General features: G+C 57.7%; 17 protein-coding genes. 4 read left to right on the forward strand and 13 right to left on the reverse strand.

Translation table 11 applies throughout. The features are described from left to right. Positions 1-59: 59 nt before the first annotated feature. A complete protein-coding gene (locus AC6ROY_RS21825) occupies positions 60-1,217 on the reverse strand; it encodes a PP2C family protein-serine/threonine phosphatase (protein ID WP_500102707.1) in 1,158 nt (385 codons plus the stop codon). A gap of 283 nt (positions 1,218-1,500) precedes the next feature. On the opposite strand from AC6ROY_RS21825, the gene AC6ROY_RS21830 reads away from it, so the two are divergent. The 4 genes from AC6ROY_RS21830 (at position 1,501) to AC6ROY_RS21845 (ending at position 5,073) form a co-directional block, all read left to right on the forward strand. Next, on the forward strand, positions 1,501-1,920 hold the full coding sequence (locus AC6ROY_RS21830; RefSeq protein ID WP_500102708.1) for a YflT domain-containing protein: 420 nt from the start codon (positions 1,501-1,503) through the stop codon (positions 1,918-1,920). A 226-nt stretch (positions 1,921-2,146) separates the two neighbouring features. After that, entirely contained in the window at positions 2,147-3,028 is an 882-nt protein-coding gene (locus tag AC6ROY_RS21835) for a polysaccharide deacetylase family protein (protein WP_500102709.1), read from the forward strand. Between the two features lie 118 nt (positions 3,029-3,146). Next, entirely contained in the window at positions 3,147-3,719 is a 573-nt protein-coding gene (locus AC6ROY_RS21840; RefSeq protein ID WP_500102710.1) for an RNA polymerase sigma factor, read from the forward strand. Further along, positions 3,700-5,073 (forward strand): hypothetical protein, encoded by a 1,374-nt coding sequence (locus AC6ROY_RS21845; RefSeq protein ID WP_500102711.1) that lies wholly within the window; start codon positions 3,700-3,702, stop codon positions 5,071-5,073. The genes AC6ROY_RS21840 and AC6ROY_RS21845 overlap by 20 nt, the downstream gene beginning before the upstream one ends. Here the strand turns inward: AC6ROY_RS21845 and AC6ROY_RS21850 are convergent. The 12 genes from AC6ROY_RS21850 to purQ all read right to left on the reverse strand — a co-directional run bounded on the left by AC6ROY_RS21850 (position 5,067) and on the right by purQ (position 18,053). After that, positions 5,067-6,182 carry a DUF3048 domain-containing protein gene (locus AC6ROY_RS21850; RefSeq protein WP_500102712.1) on the reverse strand — a complete coding sequence of 372 codons (1,116 nt, stop codon included), beginning with the start codon at positions 6,180-6,182 and terminating at the stop codon, positions 5,067-5,069. The two genes, AC6ROY_RS21845 and AC6ROY_RS21850, sit on opposite strands and share 7 nt — an antisense overlap. A gap of 67 nt (positions 6,183-6,249) precedes the next feature. Beyond that, positions 6,250-6,990: a DODA-type extradiol aromatic ring-opening family dioxygenase gene (locus AC6ROY_RS21855; protein ID WP_500102713.1), complete on the reverse strand. Its 741-nt coding sequence runs from the start codon at positions 6,988-6,990 to the stop codon at positions 6,250-6,252. 173 nt (positions 6,991-7,163) lie between these two features. Beyond that, complete coding sequence (gene trxA / locus AC6ROY_RS21860) at positions 7,164-7,478, reverse strand: thioredoxin (RefSeq protein WP_500102714.1); 315 nt, start codon at positions 7,476-7,478, stop codon at positions 7,164-7,166. 118 nt (positions 7,479-7,596) lie between these two features. Further along, positions 7,597-8,028 (reverse strand): RrF2 family transcriptional regulator, encoded by a 432-nt coding sequence (locus tag AC6ROY_RS21865; protein WP_500102715.1) that lies wholly within the window; start codon positions 8,026-8,028, stop codon positions 7,597-7,599. Between the two features lie 302 nt (positions 8,029-8,330). Beyond that, a complete protein-coding gene (gene purD, locus AC6ROY_RS21870; protein WP_500102716.1) occupies positions 8,331-9,593 on the reverse strand; it encodes a phosphoribosylamine--glycine ligase in 1,263 nt (420 codons plus the stop codon). 37 nt (positions 9,594-9,630) lie between these two features. Next, a complete protein-coding gene (locus AC6ROY_RS21875) occupies positions 9,631-10,362 on the reverse strand; it encodes an IMP cyclohydrolase (RefSeq protein ID WP_500102717.1) in 732 nt (243 codons plus the stop codon). 96 nt (positions 10,363-10,458) lie between these two features. After that, positions 10,459-11,646, reverse strand: coding sequence for a phosphoribosylaminoimidazolecarboxamide formyltransferase (locus AC6ROY_RS21880; protein WP_500102718.1), 1,188 nt, complete (start codon positions 11,644-11,646; stop codon positions 10,459-10,461). Continuing rightward, complete coding sequence (purN, locus tag AC6ROY_RS21885) at positions 11,643-12,290, reverse strand: phosphoribosylglycinamide formyltransferase (RefSeq protein ID WP_500102719.1); 648 nt, start codon at positions 12,288-12,290, stop codon at positions 11,643-11,645. The genes AC6ROY_RS21880 and purN overlap by 4 nt, the downstream gene beginning before the upstream one ends. Continuing rightward, positions 12,287-13,327, reverse strand: a complete 1,041-nt coding sequence (gene purM, locus AC6ROY_RS21890; RefSeq protein ID WP_500102720.1) for a phosphoribosylformylglycinamidine cyclo-ligase — start codon at positions 13,325-13,327, stop codon at positions 12,287-12,289. The genes purN and purM overlap by 4 nt, the downstream gene beginning before the upstream one ends. A gap of 190 nt (positions 13,328-13,517) precedes the next feature. After that, the gene (purF, locus tag AC6ROY_RS21895) at positions 13,518-15,152 is read right to left on the reverse strand and encodes an amidophosphoribosyltransferase (RefSeq protein WP_500102721.1); all 1,635 of its coding nucleotides are present in this window, start codon (positions 15,150-15,152) and stop codon (positions 13,518-13,520) included. Then, a complete protein-coding gene (purL, locus tag AC6ROY_RS21900; RefSeq protein ID WP_500102722.1) occupies positions 15,137-17,380 on the reverse strand; it encodes a phosphoribosylformylglycinamidine synthase subunit PurL in 2,244 nt (747 codons plus the stop codon). Before purL ends, purF begins: the two co-directional genes overlap by 16 nt. Beyond that, on the reverse strand, positions 17,358-18,053 hold the full coding sequence (gene purQ / locus AC6ROY_RS21905) for a phosphoribosylformylglycinamidine synthase subunit PurQ (protein WP_500102723.1): 696 nt from the start codon (positions 18,051-18,053) through the stop codon (positions 17,358-17,360). The genes purL and purQ overlap by 23 nt, the downstream gene beginning before the upstream one ends. Between the last annotated feature and the right edge of the window lie 12 nt (positions 18,054-18,065).

The raw sequence follows: 18,065 nt of genomic DNA on the forward strand, positions 1-18,065 counted from the left end.
TCCCCATCCCCATCTGCGTTTCCCGGCGGCCCTGCGCCTCCGCCTCATCCCTATGCGGGTCAGAGCGCCGATATCAGCACAAGACAGATGTCATCCTTGCGCGCTTCCATAATGTCGGCCGGCAGCACCTGCATCACCAAGTGCTCCGGGCAGCGGCCATCCAGCACATGTTCGTGGAGCCGGTCTCGCAGCACGTCAGATTCCGGAGCCTCAGCCGGATAGTCCGGCGGCAGCGGGAGCGCTTCAAGCAGTCCGTCCGTATACAACGCGATCCGGATCGGCCGCTCGTACGTATGCGTCGATTTGACAATATCCATCTGGTCGAAAAAACCGACGGCGCAGCTTCCCTGATCCAGCGCAACCGGCTCCTTCCCTTCCTCAAAGATGAAGCCGGGCGGATGTCCAGCGTTCACATATTCGATGGTACGTTCGCCCGTATCAATCAGCAAATAAATCGCTGTAAAATAGTAGCTGACATTGGCGCTCTTGTGATTCAGCTGATGCATGTACCGGTTCAGCTCGGCCACGACAAACTCCGGCGACACAAACCGCGTAATCGTATCCTGCATGACCGACGAAATAAACATACAGACCAGCGAAGACGAAATGCCGTGGCCCATAATGTCCAAAATGATGACCCCGTACCGCTGGTCGTCGATCCGGTACCAGGCGTAAAAATCGCCGGCAAGCTCAGACGACGGGTAATAGGCCGCGCCGATCGCAATCTGCTCCTTGACCAGCGGCAAACTGAGCACACTGCCCTGCACCTGCCGGGCCAGCTCCAGCTCGCTGCGGATGCGCGCCTCGTTTTCCTTGTGCCAGTCCTTCTCGAACTTCAACCGCAGCGCAACCCGAATTCGTGCAACCAGCTCCACCTTGTTGACAGGCTTCATGACATAGTCAATAGCGCCGGCCTCCAACGCTTCTGCAAGCTTGTTGGAATCGCCTAGCGCCGTCACAATAATTACCGGAATATCCTTCATCCGCTCGTCGCTGTGAATAAGCCGGCAAGCTTCTATTCCATCCATCTCAGGCATCATCATATCCATCAAAATCAGATCGACCGGGATTTTCCCTTCATCCGCATGACTGTTCAACCGCTTGAGCAATTGGATCGCCGATGATTCCTTCCAAAACATACTGTATCCGGCACTTTTCAAAATTTTCTCGATGACGATAATATTAACCGGATTGTCATCTACAATCGCGATGTTCATCTCGCGTCGCCCCTAACCTTGATTCGCTTGCCTCATGCTGCAATTCTTATCATATCAGAATTTAAAGGTTTTCTCCCCTTATGTAACCGCATTGCTCCGTTTTGAAACAGCTGTCCGCCGGTTCAGCCCGGAGCGGCACGGGTAAGTAGGACACAGGTCAGCCAAGCGGCCGACCGGACCGCCGCCGGGCATTGCCACGCAGGTTGTCTCATGACGCATGAAGCAGCGTATTTGGCGAGCAGCTGCGGAAAGCGGCCATTTATATACGCGGGAGGGAGTCATAATGAATACGAAAATCAAGCTGGTTGACGGCACAGATCAAGTACTTCGCGCCATCCGGGAGTTTCGCGAGCAGGGGCATAGGCTTAGCGACATTTACGTATTGGCCCATGAGAACGACCGGACAGAGCAGTTAAGCAAACTGACAGATACCAATACGATCGGCATGATGGAGGAGGGCGTGGCCACTGCCTTCGCCAACTTGTTCCGGTCGCGCGGCAATCAGCTGCGGGCGAAGCTGGAGTCGCTGAACATCGGCAAGCATGAGGCCGCCCGGCTGGAGGCCGAGCTGGATCATGGCAAGGTGCTTGTGCTTGCGCGTGATGACGGACATGCCCGAATCCGAGACGAAGATGAGGCCGCGCTCCGGAGAGGCCGCCGCGAGGAAGCATTTGTACCGCCTTTTGAGCGGATTTATGGATAAGCTGAAGCAGCGGCCGCAGGCCGTGTTTTCGAGGCCGATGCCGCGGGTTGCTCCTGCCCGCGCTCCGGCTTTTTTTCGTGCGGCCGAAAATTCGAAAAACCCGTAAAAATACCGCCGCAGGCTTGAACTAAATTTCGCTACGTTTCGTCAAAATAGGTAATCATCCGACGAATGCTTCACGCCAGTGGGCATACAGCCGATGTAGCTCATGAAAGAGGAAACGGACATGGCTTTACATGCAGCAATTGAAAGAAAATGGATTTGGGGCGGTATCGCCGGGCTCAGTATATCGGCCATGCTGCTTGCCGCATTGATCGGGACAGCACCCGCGGCCCCGATCCCGGCCGTCCTGGAAAGCGCCAAGGAACCGGTGGCCGTCTTCCTTCCGATCGAAGGGCCGCCTGCGCCGCAGTCGCTTTCGCTGGATACCAGACCAGCCGCCGAAGCGTCACATGCGGTCATCCGCCCTTCGTCCAGCGGAGCTGCGGGACAGGGTGAAGCCGGAACAGCCAATGTCCCCCATGCCGCCAAGCGGGTCGCGCTCACCTTCGATGACGGACCGGATGCGAAGTATACGCCGGCTGTCCTCGACATTTTGAAGGAGCATCAGGTGAAGGCGACTTTTTTTGTCGTAGGCACACAGATCAGCCACCATCCGGACGTGCTCAAGCGGATTCAAGAGGAAGGCCATGTGATCGGCAATCATTCCCTGACCCATGCCGATTTGTCCAAGCTGTCGGCTGACCGCATCGACCGGGAGGTTGATGAAACAGACCGGCTCATCCGCCAGACTACAGGACAGTCGGCCACGCTGTTCCGCGCTCCCTACGGCGCTACGTCATCTGTGCTGAAAAAGCATCTGAAGGAGCTGGACCGCGAGCTGGTCGGCTGGACCGTGGATACACGCGACTGGTCCGGCAATACGGCGCAGGATATGCTGGCGATCATCCGCAAGCAAGTGAAGCCAGGCGGCATTATTTTGATGCACAGCTTCGGCGGCAAGAAAGGAAATTTGCACAACATGGTCGAGGCGCTGCCACTGGCGATTGACTATTTACAAGCACAAGGTTACACACTTGTCACCGTTCCCGAGCTGACGGCGCCTTAACAGCCCCTTATGGACGCTGCTAGAAAACCTCTTTGATTAATAGCAGCGATGCAAGTACACTGGTAGGAGACTGAACTTTTGCCAGGAACTGATCGTCATAAGACTAGAGGTGTCCGTAGTGGATTCGGAAGTAAATTTTGAATACTTAAAATACTTGTCCGACAGTACGGACAAAAAAGAAATTTTACATGAGCTGATGACCGCTTACGGCAAGGACGTATGGAATTATGCCTACAGCATCACACGCAAGTGGGATCAGGCTGACGATATTACCCAAGAGGTATTTATCAAAGTATATCGCAACCTGTACACGTTCCGCAGCGAATCGTCGGTCAAAACGTGGCTGCTTGCGATTACACGGAACATGACGCTGGACTACCGCAAATCGGCTTTTCTGCGCAGGGTGACGCTGGTGGACGCCTTTACGGCCAGAGATGAGCAGGCAGCCGCTTCCGCCGAGCAGGATGTGATGGCCCGGATGGCGCTCAATGACGTATGGGAGCTGGTGCTGAAGCTGCCTGCCAAATATCGGGAGGTACTGGTGCTGTTCGCCCATCATCAGCTGTCGATGAAGGAAATCGCCGATGTGCTGGGGGTCAGCGAGGGCACAGTGAAGTCCAGGCTATTTCATGCGCGCGGCAAAATTTCGAGGTTGAAGGAGAGTCTTGACCATGGACCCGATCGACAATAAGTGGAAACAACAATTGGTTAACGGCCCGTTCGATCAAGATGGATTCACGGAAGCCTTGCGCCAGCGCATCGAAGCACGTCTGGACCAAGCGGTAGCGGCTCCGGCCTCCCCGGTATGGAGACGCCCCTGGATTGCGGCGGCCACTGCGGCCGCTGTCATCGGTCTCGTCCTGTTCGGGATCGGTCAGCGGCAGCCGGTCCCCGCGCCGCCGCTAGCCATCGTGGAGCAGGAGCCTGCGCCGCGCTCCGCGTCGCAAGCGATCATAAACGATTACGAATCGACCGTACGCTCTGCGCTGCTTCTCGGTTTGCGGACCGATCTGAGCGCCGACAACGGCTCAGCCAGCCGAAGCGAATACCGTACGCTGCTCATCGCCCCGGAGGCGAAGCGTCTGCAGATCATGGCCGCCAACCGCGGCATCGTGATGCCCTACAAGCTTGATTTCTGGCGCCTGTCGGAAGCTCGCACAGCAGCCTCCGGCGGCGGTTTGGCGAATCGCTTGACGGCGACGCTGGCGAGTGAAGCCCGGCCTGGAACGGCTTTGCCTGCGCCAGCAAACGAGCTCGGCAAGCAGCCGGGAACGAAGTCCGTTACCCATTCGGAAAAGCTGCTGTTTGTCGGCAACCGGTACATTGCGATGGAGCAGCAGGTTACAAAACAGCAAGCAAACGACCAGGCGGCTGCAGACTTGACCACAACAAATGTATGGGTGAAGGAAGTGCGTCAGCTAGCCGCCGCAAACAGCAGCGGCTCGCCGGATTCGGCTGCCCAACCGCATATCAAGCTGCAGGACATTTACGGGGCCCGGGTTGAGCCCGTGCTGCAGGAACTGGCTGCTGCTGCTCCGTCACCGTCAACAGCTGTCTCCGCAACCGGCGTCTCCGCCCTCTCGCTGCCTGTGACGGCGCTGGACGGAGATAACTGGACGATTTCGCGTCGGCAGGGACGCTGGGTTGCCCAGGTCGCAACGGCTGCGTCCACTGCAGCCGCCTCAACATCCGGATCGGCCGCCGCCGAAGCTGCGGCAGCTTCAGGCTCCAAGCTCCGGCTGCAGGAGCTGCCGCTGCCTTTGCCTGCGGAAGTCGTCTCGCACGACAAGCTCGTCACCGACTGGCTGGAAATCAAGCGCGTGCAGCCAGCCGCCCTGGACGCTTTTTCGTCACCGAACAAAGATATCGTAGCTGTCGTGACCGAACGGCATCTGATCATTTACCCGTATCAGAACGGTTTGATTTCAAGCCCGCTGCTGACCGTCGAGCTGCAGCCGCATGAATCGGTGATCATGACTCATTGGGCGCTGGACCCTTACATCGACTTGTGGAAGAAAAAAATGTCGGCTCTGCTCGCTCAATAAACGATATGCTCCTCGAAGGTCGGGGCGTCCGGCACCACCATCACATGCGTTTGCCCCGGCAGCAAGGACACTTCACGGCCCTGTTCGAACCAGCGGACAGGGTCTTCTTCACGTGCCCGGCGCCATTCCACGGAGCGGACGGTCCCTTGCTGAAACAGCAGTGCAGCGCCGGAGCCTGTCAGCTTGACGTCCCGCCTGCCTTCGTTATCCAGCACTTTATGCGATGCGCCCATTACAATCACATTTGCCGCGCTTAGCGGCTGTCCGCCATTCAGATCCTCGTGCGGCTTGCCGTTGATCGAACGAACATACACATAGTCCGCCGGGTCATACGCATACGAAACCTGATAAGACTTTACGAGAAACGTAACGTCCAGCCTGAGCGCTTCTCTGCTGCCCGCACTGCTTGTCTCAAGCGCGGCCGGGCTTGTTCCATCCGATTTCGGCGCAAGGAAGGCGTATACAGGCAGCGCCGGACCTGGCTCATCCAGTCCGCGTTTGATGGCTCCCTGCCTGACCTGATCAATCGTTGTATACAAATTATGCGGCGCCTTGCGCGACTTATCCCGCTGGAAATACGGTCCGGAGTTCGTGATTTCATCCATATTGGCGACCCGCTGTCGGCGGATCATCTCGTACCCGTCCGGGCTGCCGCCTGCATGCACCTGAATTGCATCGTAGCTTTTGCCAAGGCTGATGAAATAAGGCCGGATACTGCGTACCGGTCCCACCGGCACGTCCGAGGATTGACTTTGATAAAAAGCAAGCAGCCGGGTAATCTCCCCTTCCGCAAGCACCTCAAACAGCAGGTCGGCCTCTGCAAGACCGCTTTGAGGACGGGCTTGCGGCGCGTTATTGATCACGACCATCACCGGGCGCGCCTCCTGCTTGTCAGCGACCCTCACGCCGGTCAACGGAGCAACATGCGCCGGTGCCGGAGCGGGCGCAGGCGGCTGCTCCGGACGAACAACTGTCTCAGCAGACTCCTGGGGTACGAGGGCAATCACGGGCGGCTGCTCAGGAGAGCAACCGGTCACCGTCCAGCTCAGCGTACCGATCAGCAGCCCCCGGATGACCCGGCCAATCCAGATTTTATTCGTTTGTTTCACTAGCGATCACCTCATTCCCAACGATGTAACCATGAGCGTTTATCGGCGCCTATGGGCCTAAAATAAACTAAGCAAACATCCAACAGCTGAGCGATAAGGAGCCATATTGATATTCGCGATGCAGCAGCTTCGCCCTCCGGCCCCGCTCGGCCGCGCCCATCGCGATCAGCAGCGGAGCCAGATGCTCCGAGCGCGGGACAGCAGCCTCGGCAAAAGGAGCCTCCAGCTCATAGCGGAACAGACGGTCCGTGTCCCACGTCTCCAGACAGCCGGCCAGCCACTGGTCGAATGCAATCGCCCAGCTCTCAGCCTCATGCTCCTGCCACGTCAGGCGGTGCAGATTATGGACAGTTCCGCCGCTGCCAATAATCAGCACCTGCTGCTCGCGCAGCTCGGCCAGCGCACGGCCGATCCGGTATTGCTCCTCCGGTACTAATCCGGCATGCACTGACATCGTCACAACCGGCACATCCGCGCCGGCATACATCAGCTTCAGCACAACCCAGGCTCCGTGATCGAGTCCGCGCCGATCATCCAGCTCACAGGCAATCCCTCGCTGCTCCAGCAGCTGCTTCATGTGCAGTGCCAGGGCTATATCGCCTCGGGCCGGGTAACAGATTTCATACAGTTCATCCTGATATCCGAAAAAATCATGCATCGTCTCCGGCAGCACCGCAGAACCGATCTGCTGTGGCACCGCTTCCCAATGTGCGCTGAACACCACCACCGCGCGCGGCTTCGGCAATCTCGCAGACAGCAGCCCCAGAAACCGGCTGTACCGGTGCGGCTCGGCAGCCAATGTCGGCAAGCCATGGGCAACAAACAGTGAAGGAAAAATGAAGCAACAACTCCTTCCTTTGAAGGTAATTATACATCACAACCTCGACATCGCTCCACTAACTTCTGCCAAATCAAGCAAAAACAAAGAGACGGAAGCGCCTCAGCCGGCTGCTTCCGTCTCCAATCAACCTTTGTACCGCCTTATTGGGCGGCTTGTACCCAATCTTCCAGCTCCTGCAGCGACTTGAACCCGACACGTGTGCCAACTTCAACGCCGTCCTTAAACAGCTTCAGCGTCGGAATGCTCATCACGCCGTATTGTCCGGCGGTCTCCGGATTATCGTCCACGTTGACTTTGGCAATTTTGACAGAGTCGCCTACTTTGCCGTTCAAATCTTCCAGCACCGGCGCGAGCATTTTGCAAGGACCGCACCACGGAGCCCAGAAATCGACCAATACGACACCTTCCTTAACGTTTTCTGCAAAGTTGCTGTCCTGTACATTCACAATAGCCATAATCAGTCTCCCCTTCGTCATTAAAAATGTGTTCAAAACTGATACTTTTTTAGTAACAGTTTATATATTGAAATTTGGCTGCCGGTTGAATGGCCTCCAGCTTGACACCTTGCCGTCCTTACAGCTTGGATGCCTGTGCAGCTCTCAGCCGCTGCAGCACATCAGCTACCTTGACCTGCTCCAGATAAGTAAGCATCCGGCTTTCGGCTTCCGAGAAAATGCCCTCCATCACGTCCGCCATATTACATGCGATCAGACAGTCCACTTCCTCGTCCCCGGAGCACCAGGCCGGCTTAATCGAGCCGATCGAAGTCACCCGATACACTTCGGCCAGCGTTACCGCTTGAGGGTCGCATGCCAGCTTATAGCCGCCGCCGCTGCCTTCTCTTGTCGCAACGTAGCCGGTTTTTTTCAAGCAGCTCAGCACCTTGCGCACACGAGCAGGATGCGTGCAGACATTGGCTGCGATCATTTCACTCGTAGCCGTGCGGTCGGGACGGTAGGCGAGCAGCACAAGACTATGCACCGCAATGGTGAATTCGCTGTTCATCCCAATCATCCTTCCCGGCAGTTGATGTCTTACTGTTATTATAAATGTTACAGATACAATTGTCAATGACGGCCATTGACGCTCAAGCTCGAAGAAAAAACCGGATTGTCGCTCATCGCGAGACAGCAACAGACCGCCTTCCCTGCGGGAAAAGACGGCCTGTCTTATCTCTTATGTCGTCAAGCTTTCGGACCGTTAAGCATTTCATGGGTTAAGCATGTTGTCCGTTAAGCTTTCATGTCGTAAATGTTGTCCAGCTGATTTTATTTCGAAGCTGCATAGCGGGAAAGTCGCACGACTATCTATACGAGCGCCCGCTTCGCAATGTCCGTCCGGACATGCTTGCCTTCAAACGTAATGCGGTCTGCCGCCGCATACGCCTTCTGGCGCGCTTCCGCGATATTTGCGCCCAATCCGGTTACGCCGATGACACGTCCGCCGCTGGTAACCAGCCCGCCGTCAGCGTCGACCGCCGTACCAGCGTGGAATACAAGCGCATCCTCCACCTGGTCGATGCCCGAGATCGGCAAGCCCTTCGGATACGAAGCCGGGTAACCGGGCGAAGCGAGAATAACGCACACAGCCGCTTCGTCGCTCCATTCGATATCCATTTGGCCGAGACGGCCGTTCAGGCTAGCCAGGAAAATATCAAGCAAATCCGTCTTCAGGCGCGGCAGCACGACTTGCGTCTCGGGATCGCCGAAGCGCGCGTTAAATTCAATCGTCTTGGGGCCGTCCGGGGTCAGCATCAGACCGGCGAACAGTACGCCGCGGAACGGACGTCCTTCGGCCACCATCGCACGCGCCGTTGGCTTCACGATCGTTTCGATCGCTTCGTCGATGACCGCTTGCGGGATGTGCGGCAGCGGCGAATACGTCCCCATACCGCCGGTATTCGGCCCTTGATCGCCGTCATACACCGCTTTGTGATCCTGTGCCGGAGACATCGGGCGAACAACCTCGCCGTCCACAAACGCCAGAATCGACATTTCCTGACCGGTCAGAAACTCCTCGATGACAACCTGGTTGCCGGACTCGCCGAACACTTTGGCAACCATAATGTCCTGCAGCGCTTTTTCCGCTTCCTCGCGCGATTGCGCGATAATAACACCTTTGCCTGCCGCCAGACCGTCCGCCTTGATCACATAAGGCGCACGGAGTTGGTCGAGGTAGGCCAGCGCAGGCTCATAGGTATCAAACGACTCGTATGCAGCTGTCGGGATGTTGTATTTTTTGAGCAGCTGCTTCGTAAACACCTTGCTGCCCTCGATAATCGCAGCGTTTTGCCGCGGACCGTATACAGTCAGCCCCTTGGCCTCCAGATGATCCACGATGCCTGCAGCGAGCGGATCATCCGGCCCGATCACAACGAGATCCATGGATTGATCCAGCGCAAATTGAGCGATTTCCTCAAATTGATCAACTGCAATCGGCACACACTCCGCCACTTGCGCAATTCCGCCATTACCCGGCGCACAATACAGCTCGCTTACCTTCGGGCTTTTTTTCAGCGCCCAGCAAATCGCATGCTCGCGGCCGCCGCCGCCTACCACTAATACTCGCACCCTGCATGCCTCCATTCCTTATCGACGGTCAACTTTGTTAGTTTTTGTTGCGTACCAGCAGCTCGCTTGCGCCGTCCGACAAGCGGATCGTTTTGACGAGCAAAGAAATTTTATTGTCTTCATTCAACGTATTCCAGTAGAAGTCGGCGATCTCCGACGCTTCGTTCGCAAGCGGCACAAGCGCAGGCTCGCCCTGGAACGAAGGAAGCGGGTTGCCGTCGCCCGCATACGTATGGATGCAATGACCGAAGCCCGGCAGCGCCTGCTCATACGAATACGTATGACGCAGTGTTTGCTCCTCGCTGTTGCCTGCCGACTTCAATATCGACAGCTTATAGGCGAACTGCTTGTCGTTCAAATCGACGATCCCGCTGATGCGCGGCGTAAAATTCGGCGCATCCGGCTCATACGTCCGTGTCGCAAGCGCCGATTCAAACGAACCGCCGGCGAGCAGCGCGTCATAAACCGTATCCGTCTGATCGCCGTTTGTGACAATATGTGCGCCGTTCGTATGCTTCACCGGATAATAAATGATCAGCGACGGATCTGTCAGCTTGGCCGGGTCCTTCGCTTCCGTACGCAGGAAGCCGTTTGCTTCCTCGATAAAGACACGGTTGCGGCTGTTTTCGCTGCGCCCCATAATCCAGTACACCTGTACCAGACGAGTGCCGTCCGGCGTCAAGCCGATCACGATGCCGCGTCCCGGGTATTCATTCTGCTGCAGCCCTGCTGCATAGGCCTCCGCTTGCGCGGCTCTAGTCGTTGTCACGGTTATCCTTGCCTCCTGTAACGTGCGTTGGCTGTGCTTCCAGCCCCTGTACCAATGATCATCTTAAGAAACGGCGGCCAGACGGCCGCTTGCCATCTAATGGTGGAACAAACGAACACCGGAATACGCCATCACCATGCCGTAGTCATTGGCCGCTTGCACAACTTCCTCGTCGCGCATCGAGCTGCCTGCCTGAACAACGTACTTCACGCCGCTGCGGCTGGCGCGGTCCAGGTTGTCGCGGAACGGCAGAAACGCATCCGAGCCGTACGAAACGCCTTGCAGCTTCGACAGCCAGTCCCGTTTCTCATCGCGTGTCAGCCGCGCCGGAACCTCGTCAAAGGCCGCTTCCCAAGCTGCCTGCTCGACCGTTGTCAGCTCTTCTTCCAGCCACAGGTCGATGGCGTTGTTTTGCTCCGCGCGCGACAGCCCTTGACGGAACTTCATGCCCAGCGCCGTCGGATGCTGACGCAGGAACCAGCGGTCGGCCTTGTCGCCGGCCAGACGGGTACAGTGAATACGCGATTGCTGGCCTGCGCCGATGCCGATCGTCTGACCGTCCAGCGTGTAGCAGATCGAGTTGGACTGCGTATATTTGAGCGTAACCAGCGCGATCAGCATGTCCCGCTTCGCATTGTCCGGCAGCTCCTTGTTAGCCGTTACGATATGCTCCAGGGCGCTTGCGTCAATCGCCGCATTGTTGCGCTCCTGCTGCAGCTTCAAGCCAAACAGCGTGCGCAGCTCAACCGGGTCTGGCACATAGTCCGGGTCGATTTCGATGATCAAATATTTGCCGCCTTTTTTCGCCTTCAAAATGTCCAGCGCTTCCTCGGTATACCCTGGCGCTACGACCAGGTCGGACACCTCACGCTTGAGCAGCTGCGCCGTGGATGCATCCACAATATCGCTAAGCGCCGCCGCATCGCCGAACGACGACATCCGGTCCGCGCCGCGCGCGCGCGCATAAGCAGTCGCCAGCGGCGACAGCTCCAGCCCTTCAACGAAATACGCCTTCGCCAGCTCCGGCGAAAGCGGAGCCGCTACCGCAGCCCCAGCCGGGCTGACGTGCTTGAATGAAGCCGCCGCCGGCAGGCCGGTCGCGCTGCGCAGCTCGCGAGCGAGCTGGAAGCCATTCAGCGCATCCAGCAAATTGATAAAGCCCGGATCGCCGCTCAAAATGCGGATCGGCAGCTGGCCGTCCGTAAACAGCTTCGCTTGCTTCTGATGCGGGTTCATGCCGTAACGCAGTTCGAGCGTATTGCCCGTGTTCACTGTCTGACTCATTGGTTACCCTTCCCATCGTTCGTAGATTGATCCGCCTGCGGCCGGACGATCCGGTCCAGGTCGATCTCGCCTTGCACTATTGCTTGCAGCACCTGCGGGTACAACGCATGCTCAATTGGATGAATGCGCGACTCCACCGCTTCCTCTGTATCGCCGTCCTCAATCGTCAGCGCGCGCTGCGCCAAAATCGGACCGCTATCCAAGCCCCCGTCCACAAGATGCACCGTCACGCCGGTCACCTTCACGCCGTGCGCCAGCGCTTGACGAACCGCGTGAAGCCCCGGAAACGACGGCAGCAGCGAAGGATGAATATTCAGCATTCTGCCCCAGTACGCCTCAACAAGCACTTCAGTCAGGATGCGCATATAACCGGCCAGCACGACAAGCTGCACCCCGCGCTGTCGCAGCTGCGCCAAAATGTCCCGCTCGTACGCCTGACGCGAGTCATACGCCTTCGGCTTGAACGTGTAGACGGGAATACCCGCCGCCTCCGCCCGCTCCACAACCTTGGCCTGCGGCCGGTCGCAGACCAAAAGCTCGATGGTAACATCGAGCCGGCCTTCCTTCACCGCATCTGCGATCGCTTGAAAATTGCTTCCGCTCCCCGATGCAAATACGGCGATGCGTTTTGGTGCTTCACTCATACTTCGGCACCGGTAAAGGTGACAACTTTTTCGCCCGCCGTCACGCGACCGAGCGTGTACGCCTTCTCGCCCTGCTGCTCAAACAGCGCTGCTGCCTGGGCCGCATGCTCCGCCGCGACGATGACGACCATCCCGATCCCCATGTTGAAGGTACGGAACATATCGTTATTGCTGATTCCGCCTTCGCGCTGCATCAGCTCGAAAATCGGCAAAATCGGCCATGAGCCGTAATCAATTTCAACGTTGACGCCTTCCGGAAGCACACGCGGGATGTTTTCCAGGAAGCCGCCGCCCGTAATATGGGCCATTCCCTTAATCGGCACTTCTTCCAGCGCGGCCAATACCGGCTTCACGTAAATTTTAGTCGGTGCAAGCAGCACATGGCCCAGCTTGTCGCCCAGCTCGTCAATCGTATCGTGCAGGCTGTAGCCTTTTTGCTCAAGCAGCAGTCGGCGAACGAGCGAGAAGCCGTTGCTATGGACGCCGCTGGAGGCGAGACCAAGCACAACATCGCCCGGCTGAATCGTGCTGCCGTCGATGATCTTTTTCTTATCGACAATACCGACCGTAAAGCCGGCAATATCGTATTCGCCTTCGCTGTACATCCCCGGCATCTCTGCCGTCTCGCCGCCGATCAGCGCTGCGCCCGATTGCACGCAGCCGTCGCTGATGCCCTTGACGATCGCTTCGATTTTCTCAGGAATCACCTTGTCGCATGCGAGGTAGTCGAGGAAAAACAACGGCTCCGCGCCTTGTACGATAATGTCGTTAACGCACATAGCCACGGCGTCGATGCCGATCGTATCGTGCTTGTCCATCGCAAATGCGATTTTGAGCTTCGTGCCGACGCCGTCCGTACCGGACACAAGCACAGGCTCGTCGTACTTATCCTTGTTCAAGCCGAACAGTCCGCCGAAGCCGCCAAGCTCCGTCAGCACTTCCGGGCGGAATGTCGTTTTGACGTGCTTCTTCATGCGCTCTACTGCTTCATTACCGGCGGCGATATCCACCCCGGCTTGTTTGTATGCATCGGACACGAGAATGTTCCTCCTCAGAATCGGGAAAGCCGCCCCGGCCGGACCGCTGAGGCTCAAGCTGTCAGCCTTGTCAGCTCCGCCGGGCACGTTCCCGTATAAATAGCTATGCGCTCGCGTGCAGCGCTACATCCAAGCAGCGCGCCCCTGCGGAGCAAGCGTAGATCCGCTCTCCGTCAGGGAAGCGAAGCGATTAATCGCAGCCGCAGCCCATCGCCGCAGCTGTCTCGTCCGGCACCGGCGTCGGATACTGGTTATCGAAGCAAGCGGTGCAGTGCCCGCGGTTGTATTCCCCGCTCGGACGGCCGATCGCGGTCAGCAAGCCATCCTTGGTCAGGAAGTGCAGCGAGTCCGCATTGATCGCCTGGCGAATTTCCTCGACCGACTTCACCGCAGCGATCAGTTCTTCACGGCTTGGCGTGTCGATCCCATAGAAACAAGGATTTGCAAATGGCGGCGAGCTGATCCGCACATGCACCTCGGACGCGCCGGCCTCGCGCAGCAGGTTGACGATGCGCAAGCTGGTCGTGCCGCGTACAATCGAGTCGTCGATCATGACGACCCGTTTGCCTTCCACGATGCTGCGCACCGCGGACAGCTTCATCTTCACGCCTTGCTCGCGCAGCTCCTGGCTCGGCTGAATGAACGTGCGGCCCGTATAGCGGTTTTTGATCAGACCAAGCTCATACGGGATACCCGTCTGCTCCGCGTAGCCGATAGCCGCAGAGATTGAGGAATCCGGCACCCCGGTCACAATATCCGCGTCCACAAACGATTCAATCGCTAGCTGACGGCCCATCCGCTTGCGCGCGGAATGAATGTTTGTCGAGTCGATATCGCTGTCCGGCCGGGCAAAATAAATATATTCCATCGCGCAGATCGCACGCTGCTTGATCGGCGCAAACCGGTCATGCGTAACGCCGCCCGTCTTCAGATCAAGCACAAGCAGCTCGCCCGGCTCGACATCGCGCTCATATTTGGCGCCGACGGCGTCGAACGCACAGGACTCCGACGCAAACAGCCGCGCCGTGCCAAGCCGTCCGATCACGAACGGACGCAAGCCGTGCGGATCACGCGCTACGACGAGCTTGTCGCGCGTCAGGAACATGAAGGCAAACGCGCCCTCCAACTGCAGCAGCGCGTCCTTGACCGCCAGCACAATATCATCATGCTTGGAGCGGGCAATCAGATGCGCAACAACCTCGGTATCGCTTGTCGTCTGGAAAATCGAGCCTTCGCGCTCCAGCCGCTTCTTGATTTCAGGTGCGTTGGTCAGGTTGCCGTTGGTTGCAATCGCCAGATCGCCCTCGCGATACTTGAACACAAGCGGCTGGGCATTGGCAAGCTTGCTTTCGCCGGAGGTCGAGTACCGTACATGCGAGATCGAGCAATTGCCGACGAGCGTAGCCAGCGTGTCGTTATCAAATACTTCCTTGACGAGCCCCATTCCCCGGTGGTAGTTAAACGTCTCGCCGTTGGTCGTACAGACGCCGGAGCTTTCCTGACCGCGGTGCTGGAGCGCATGCAAGCCGTAATAAGACAACGACGCCGCATCGACATGGCCGAATACGCCGAACACGCCGCACTCCTCGCGCAGCTTGTCCATAAACCCGTCGTGGGCATGTACGCCCTCGTTATAATATTCGCCGGTCCAAAGACGCGCCTCTGCCGCGCCTTCGGTCTCCGTACGCTGGACAGGCACGAAGCCGGGCTGTGCCGCCCGCCCTGCTCCCGCTTGTCCTTGTTGGTTCAGTTGTACCTGCAGCGCTTGTCCGGGCGCTGGCTGTAACCCAAGTCCTTGTCCGCCGACGATCAGTTCATCAGACATGGAATCGCATCCTTCCAAACCTTCTCTAGTTGTGTGACAGATGCATCAATTGCAGACACCGCATTCACCGACACTTGCAGGTTCTCGCCGCCTACCGTACCGAGCGCTTGCACCGGCACGCCGCGGGAGGTGAGGAATTGCTCCAGGTCCGCCGCTTTCTCCGGCGATGCGCTGAGCAAAATACGCGATTGGCTTTCGCTGAACAAAGCCAGATCGGCGCGCAGCCCGGTCGCAAAGTTGACCTTCGCGCCAATACCGCCGCTGATGCAGCTCTCGGCCAGCGCGACAGCCAGACCGCCGTCCGACAAGTCATGCGCGGACGCGACCAGACCGTTTTGAATCGCCGCCAGCACCGCATCCAGCAATACTTTTTCGACGTCGAGGTCAATCGCCGGAGGACGGCCTTCCGTCACGCCATGGATGACGTATTGGAACTCGCTGCCGCCCAGCTCCGCCTTCGTATCGCCCAGCAGCAGAACAACATCGCCTTCGTTCTTGAAGCCTTGTGTTGTAATATGGTCAAGATCATGCACAAGACCGACCATGCCGACAACCGGCGTCGGGTAAATCGCGCCTTTGGCGTTTTCGTTGTACAAGCTGACGTTGCCGCCGATTACCGGCGCATTCAGCTTGCGGCAAGCTTCCGCCATACCGTCCGTTGCCTTTTCCAGCTGCCAGAAAATTTCCGGCTTCTCCGGGCTGCCGAAGTTCAGGTTGTCCGTAATCGCCAACGGCTCGGCGCCAGTACACACGTTGTTGCGCGCAGCCTCGGCTACCGCAATCCGTCCGCCGACTTCCGGGTCCAGATAAACGAAACGTCCGTTGCAATCCGTAGACATGGACAGCGCCTTGCGCGAGCCGCGAATCGTAACAACCGCCGCATCCGAGCCAGGCTGAACCGCCGTGCTGGTCCGTACCATGTAATCATATTGGTTATATACCCATTCCTTGCTTGCAACGGTAGGCGATGCGAGCACGCGGGAGAGGGCATCGTTCAGATCAGTTACTTCCGGGTACGCCGCTGTGTCCACCGACGCATTCGCCTCGTAATAAGCCGGAACCGCCGAAGGCTTGTGGTACATCGGGCATTCGTCAACAAGCGCCGTAACCGGCATATCCGCGACCAGCTCGCCCTTGTGGAACAGCTTGAGGTTGCCGTCATCGGTTACTTTACCGACCTTCGGGCAATCCAGTCCCCAACGGGCGAAAATCGCGCGAGCCTGCTCTTCATGCTCAGGCTTGACGACAAACAGCATCCGCTCCTGCGACTCGGACAGCATCATCTCATAAGGCGTCATGCCTTCCTCGCGCTGCGGCACCTCATCCAGGTAAAGCTCCATTCCGTTGCCTGCCTTGCTCGCCATCTCCGAGCTGGAGCACGTCAAGCCGGCTGCGCCCATATCCTGAATCCCGACCACGATGCCGGAATTAATCAGGTCGAGACAAGCTTCCAGCACAAGCTTCTCCATAAACGGATCGCCCACCTGCACCGCCGAACGCTTGGACTCGGATTCAGCCGTCAAGTCCTCGGAAGCAAATGTAGCGCCGTGAATCCCATCGCGGCCTGTCGCCGGACCTACGTAAAACACCGGGTTGCCAACGCCCTTGGCCACACCCTTCTGAATCTTGTCGTGGTCGATCAGACCGACGCACATCGCGTTGACAAGCGGGTTGCCTTCATAGCTTTCGTCAAACATCACTTCGCCGCCGACCGTCGGGATTCCGATACAGTTGCCGTAGCCTGCGATCCCGGATACAACATGCTCGAACAAATATTTCACACGCTCGTTGGTCAACCGGCCGAAGCGCAAGGAGTTCAGCACCGCTACCGGACGTGCGCCCATCGAGAAAATGTCACGGATAATACCGCCTACGCCTGTCGCCGCGCCTTGGTAAGGCTCGACAGCCGATGGATGGTTGTGGCTTTCGATTTTGAAAACAACAGCCTGGTTGTCGCCGATATCCACGATCCCCGCGCCTTCGCCTGGACCCATCAGTACGCGCGGCCCGGTTACCGGAAACTTTTTCAGCACGACCTTGGAGTTTTTATAGGAGCAATGCTCGGACCACATGACGCTGAATACGCCGATCTCGACGTAGTTCGGCTTGCGGCCGAGAAATCCGCAAATTTTTTCATATTCGGAATCGGACACGCCGAATTGCTTGTAAATTTTTTGTTCTTCGATTTGCTGAGCCGTTGGCTCCTTAGCCGATAGCTGCTGCGCCATGCTTTTCCCTCCAAGTGCTCAAAATCGACGTAAACATGCGAAGACCGTCCGCCGAACCGAGAATATCGTCAATCGCGCGCTCCGGATGCGGCATCATGCCGACCACGTTGCCCGCCTTGTTGCTGATGCCCGCGATATCGTCCACCGAACCGTTCGGGTTGTTGCCCGCCTGGTAGCGGAACACAATCTGGTTGTTCGCTTTCAGCTCAGCAAGCGTTGCTTCGTCGCAGTAATAGTTGCCTTCGCCGTGTGCAATCGGGATGTCGATCAGCTCGCCCTGCGCATATTCGCGCGTGAACGGGTTGTCGTTGTTCTCGACCGACAGCAGCGTCTGGTGACAGCGGAATTTCATGGAATTATTACGCAGCAGCGCGCCTGGCAGCAGACCCGCTTCCGTCAAAATTTGAAACCCGTTGCAGATGCCCAGCACATATTTGCCTTGAGCAGCCGCCTCGACAAGCGCGTTCATGACCGGGGCGAAGCGGGCAATTGCGCCGCAGCGCAAGTAATCGCCGTACGAAAACCCTCCGGGCACCAAAATCGCATCATACTTGGACAAATCGCTTTCCGTATGCCATACATAGTCAACAGGCTGTCCGATCGTGTCCTCGACCGCTTTGAAGCAGTCGATATCACAGTTGGAGCCGGGAAATACCAATACCGCGAAATTCATCGCTTTCGCTCC

The sequence above is a fragment of the Paenibacillus sp. sg306046 genome (assembly GCF_059821225.1).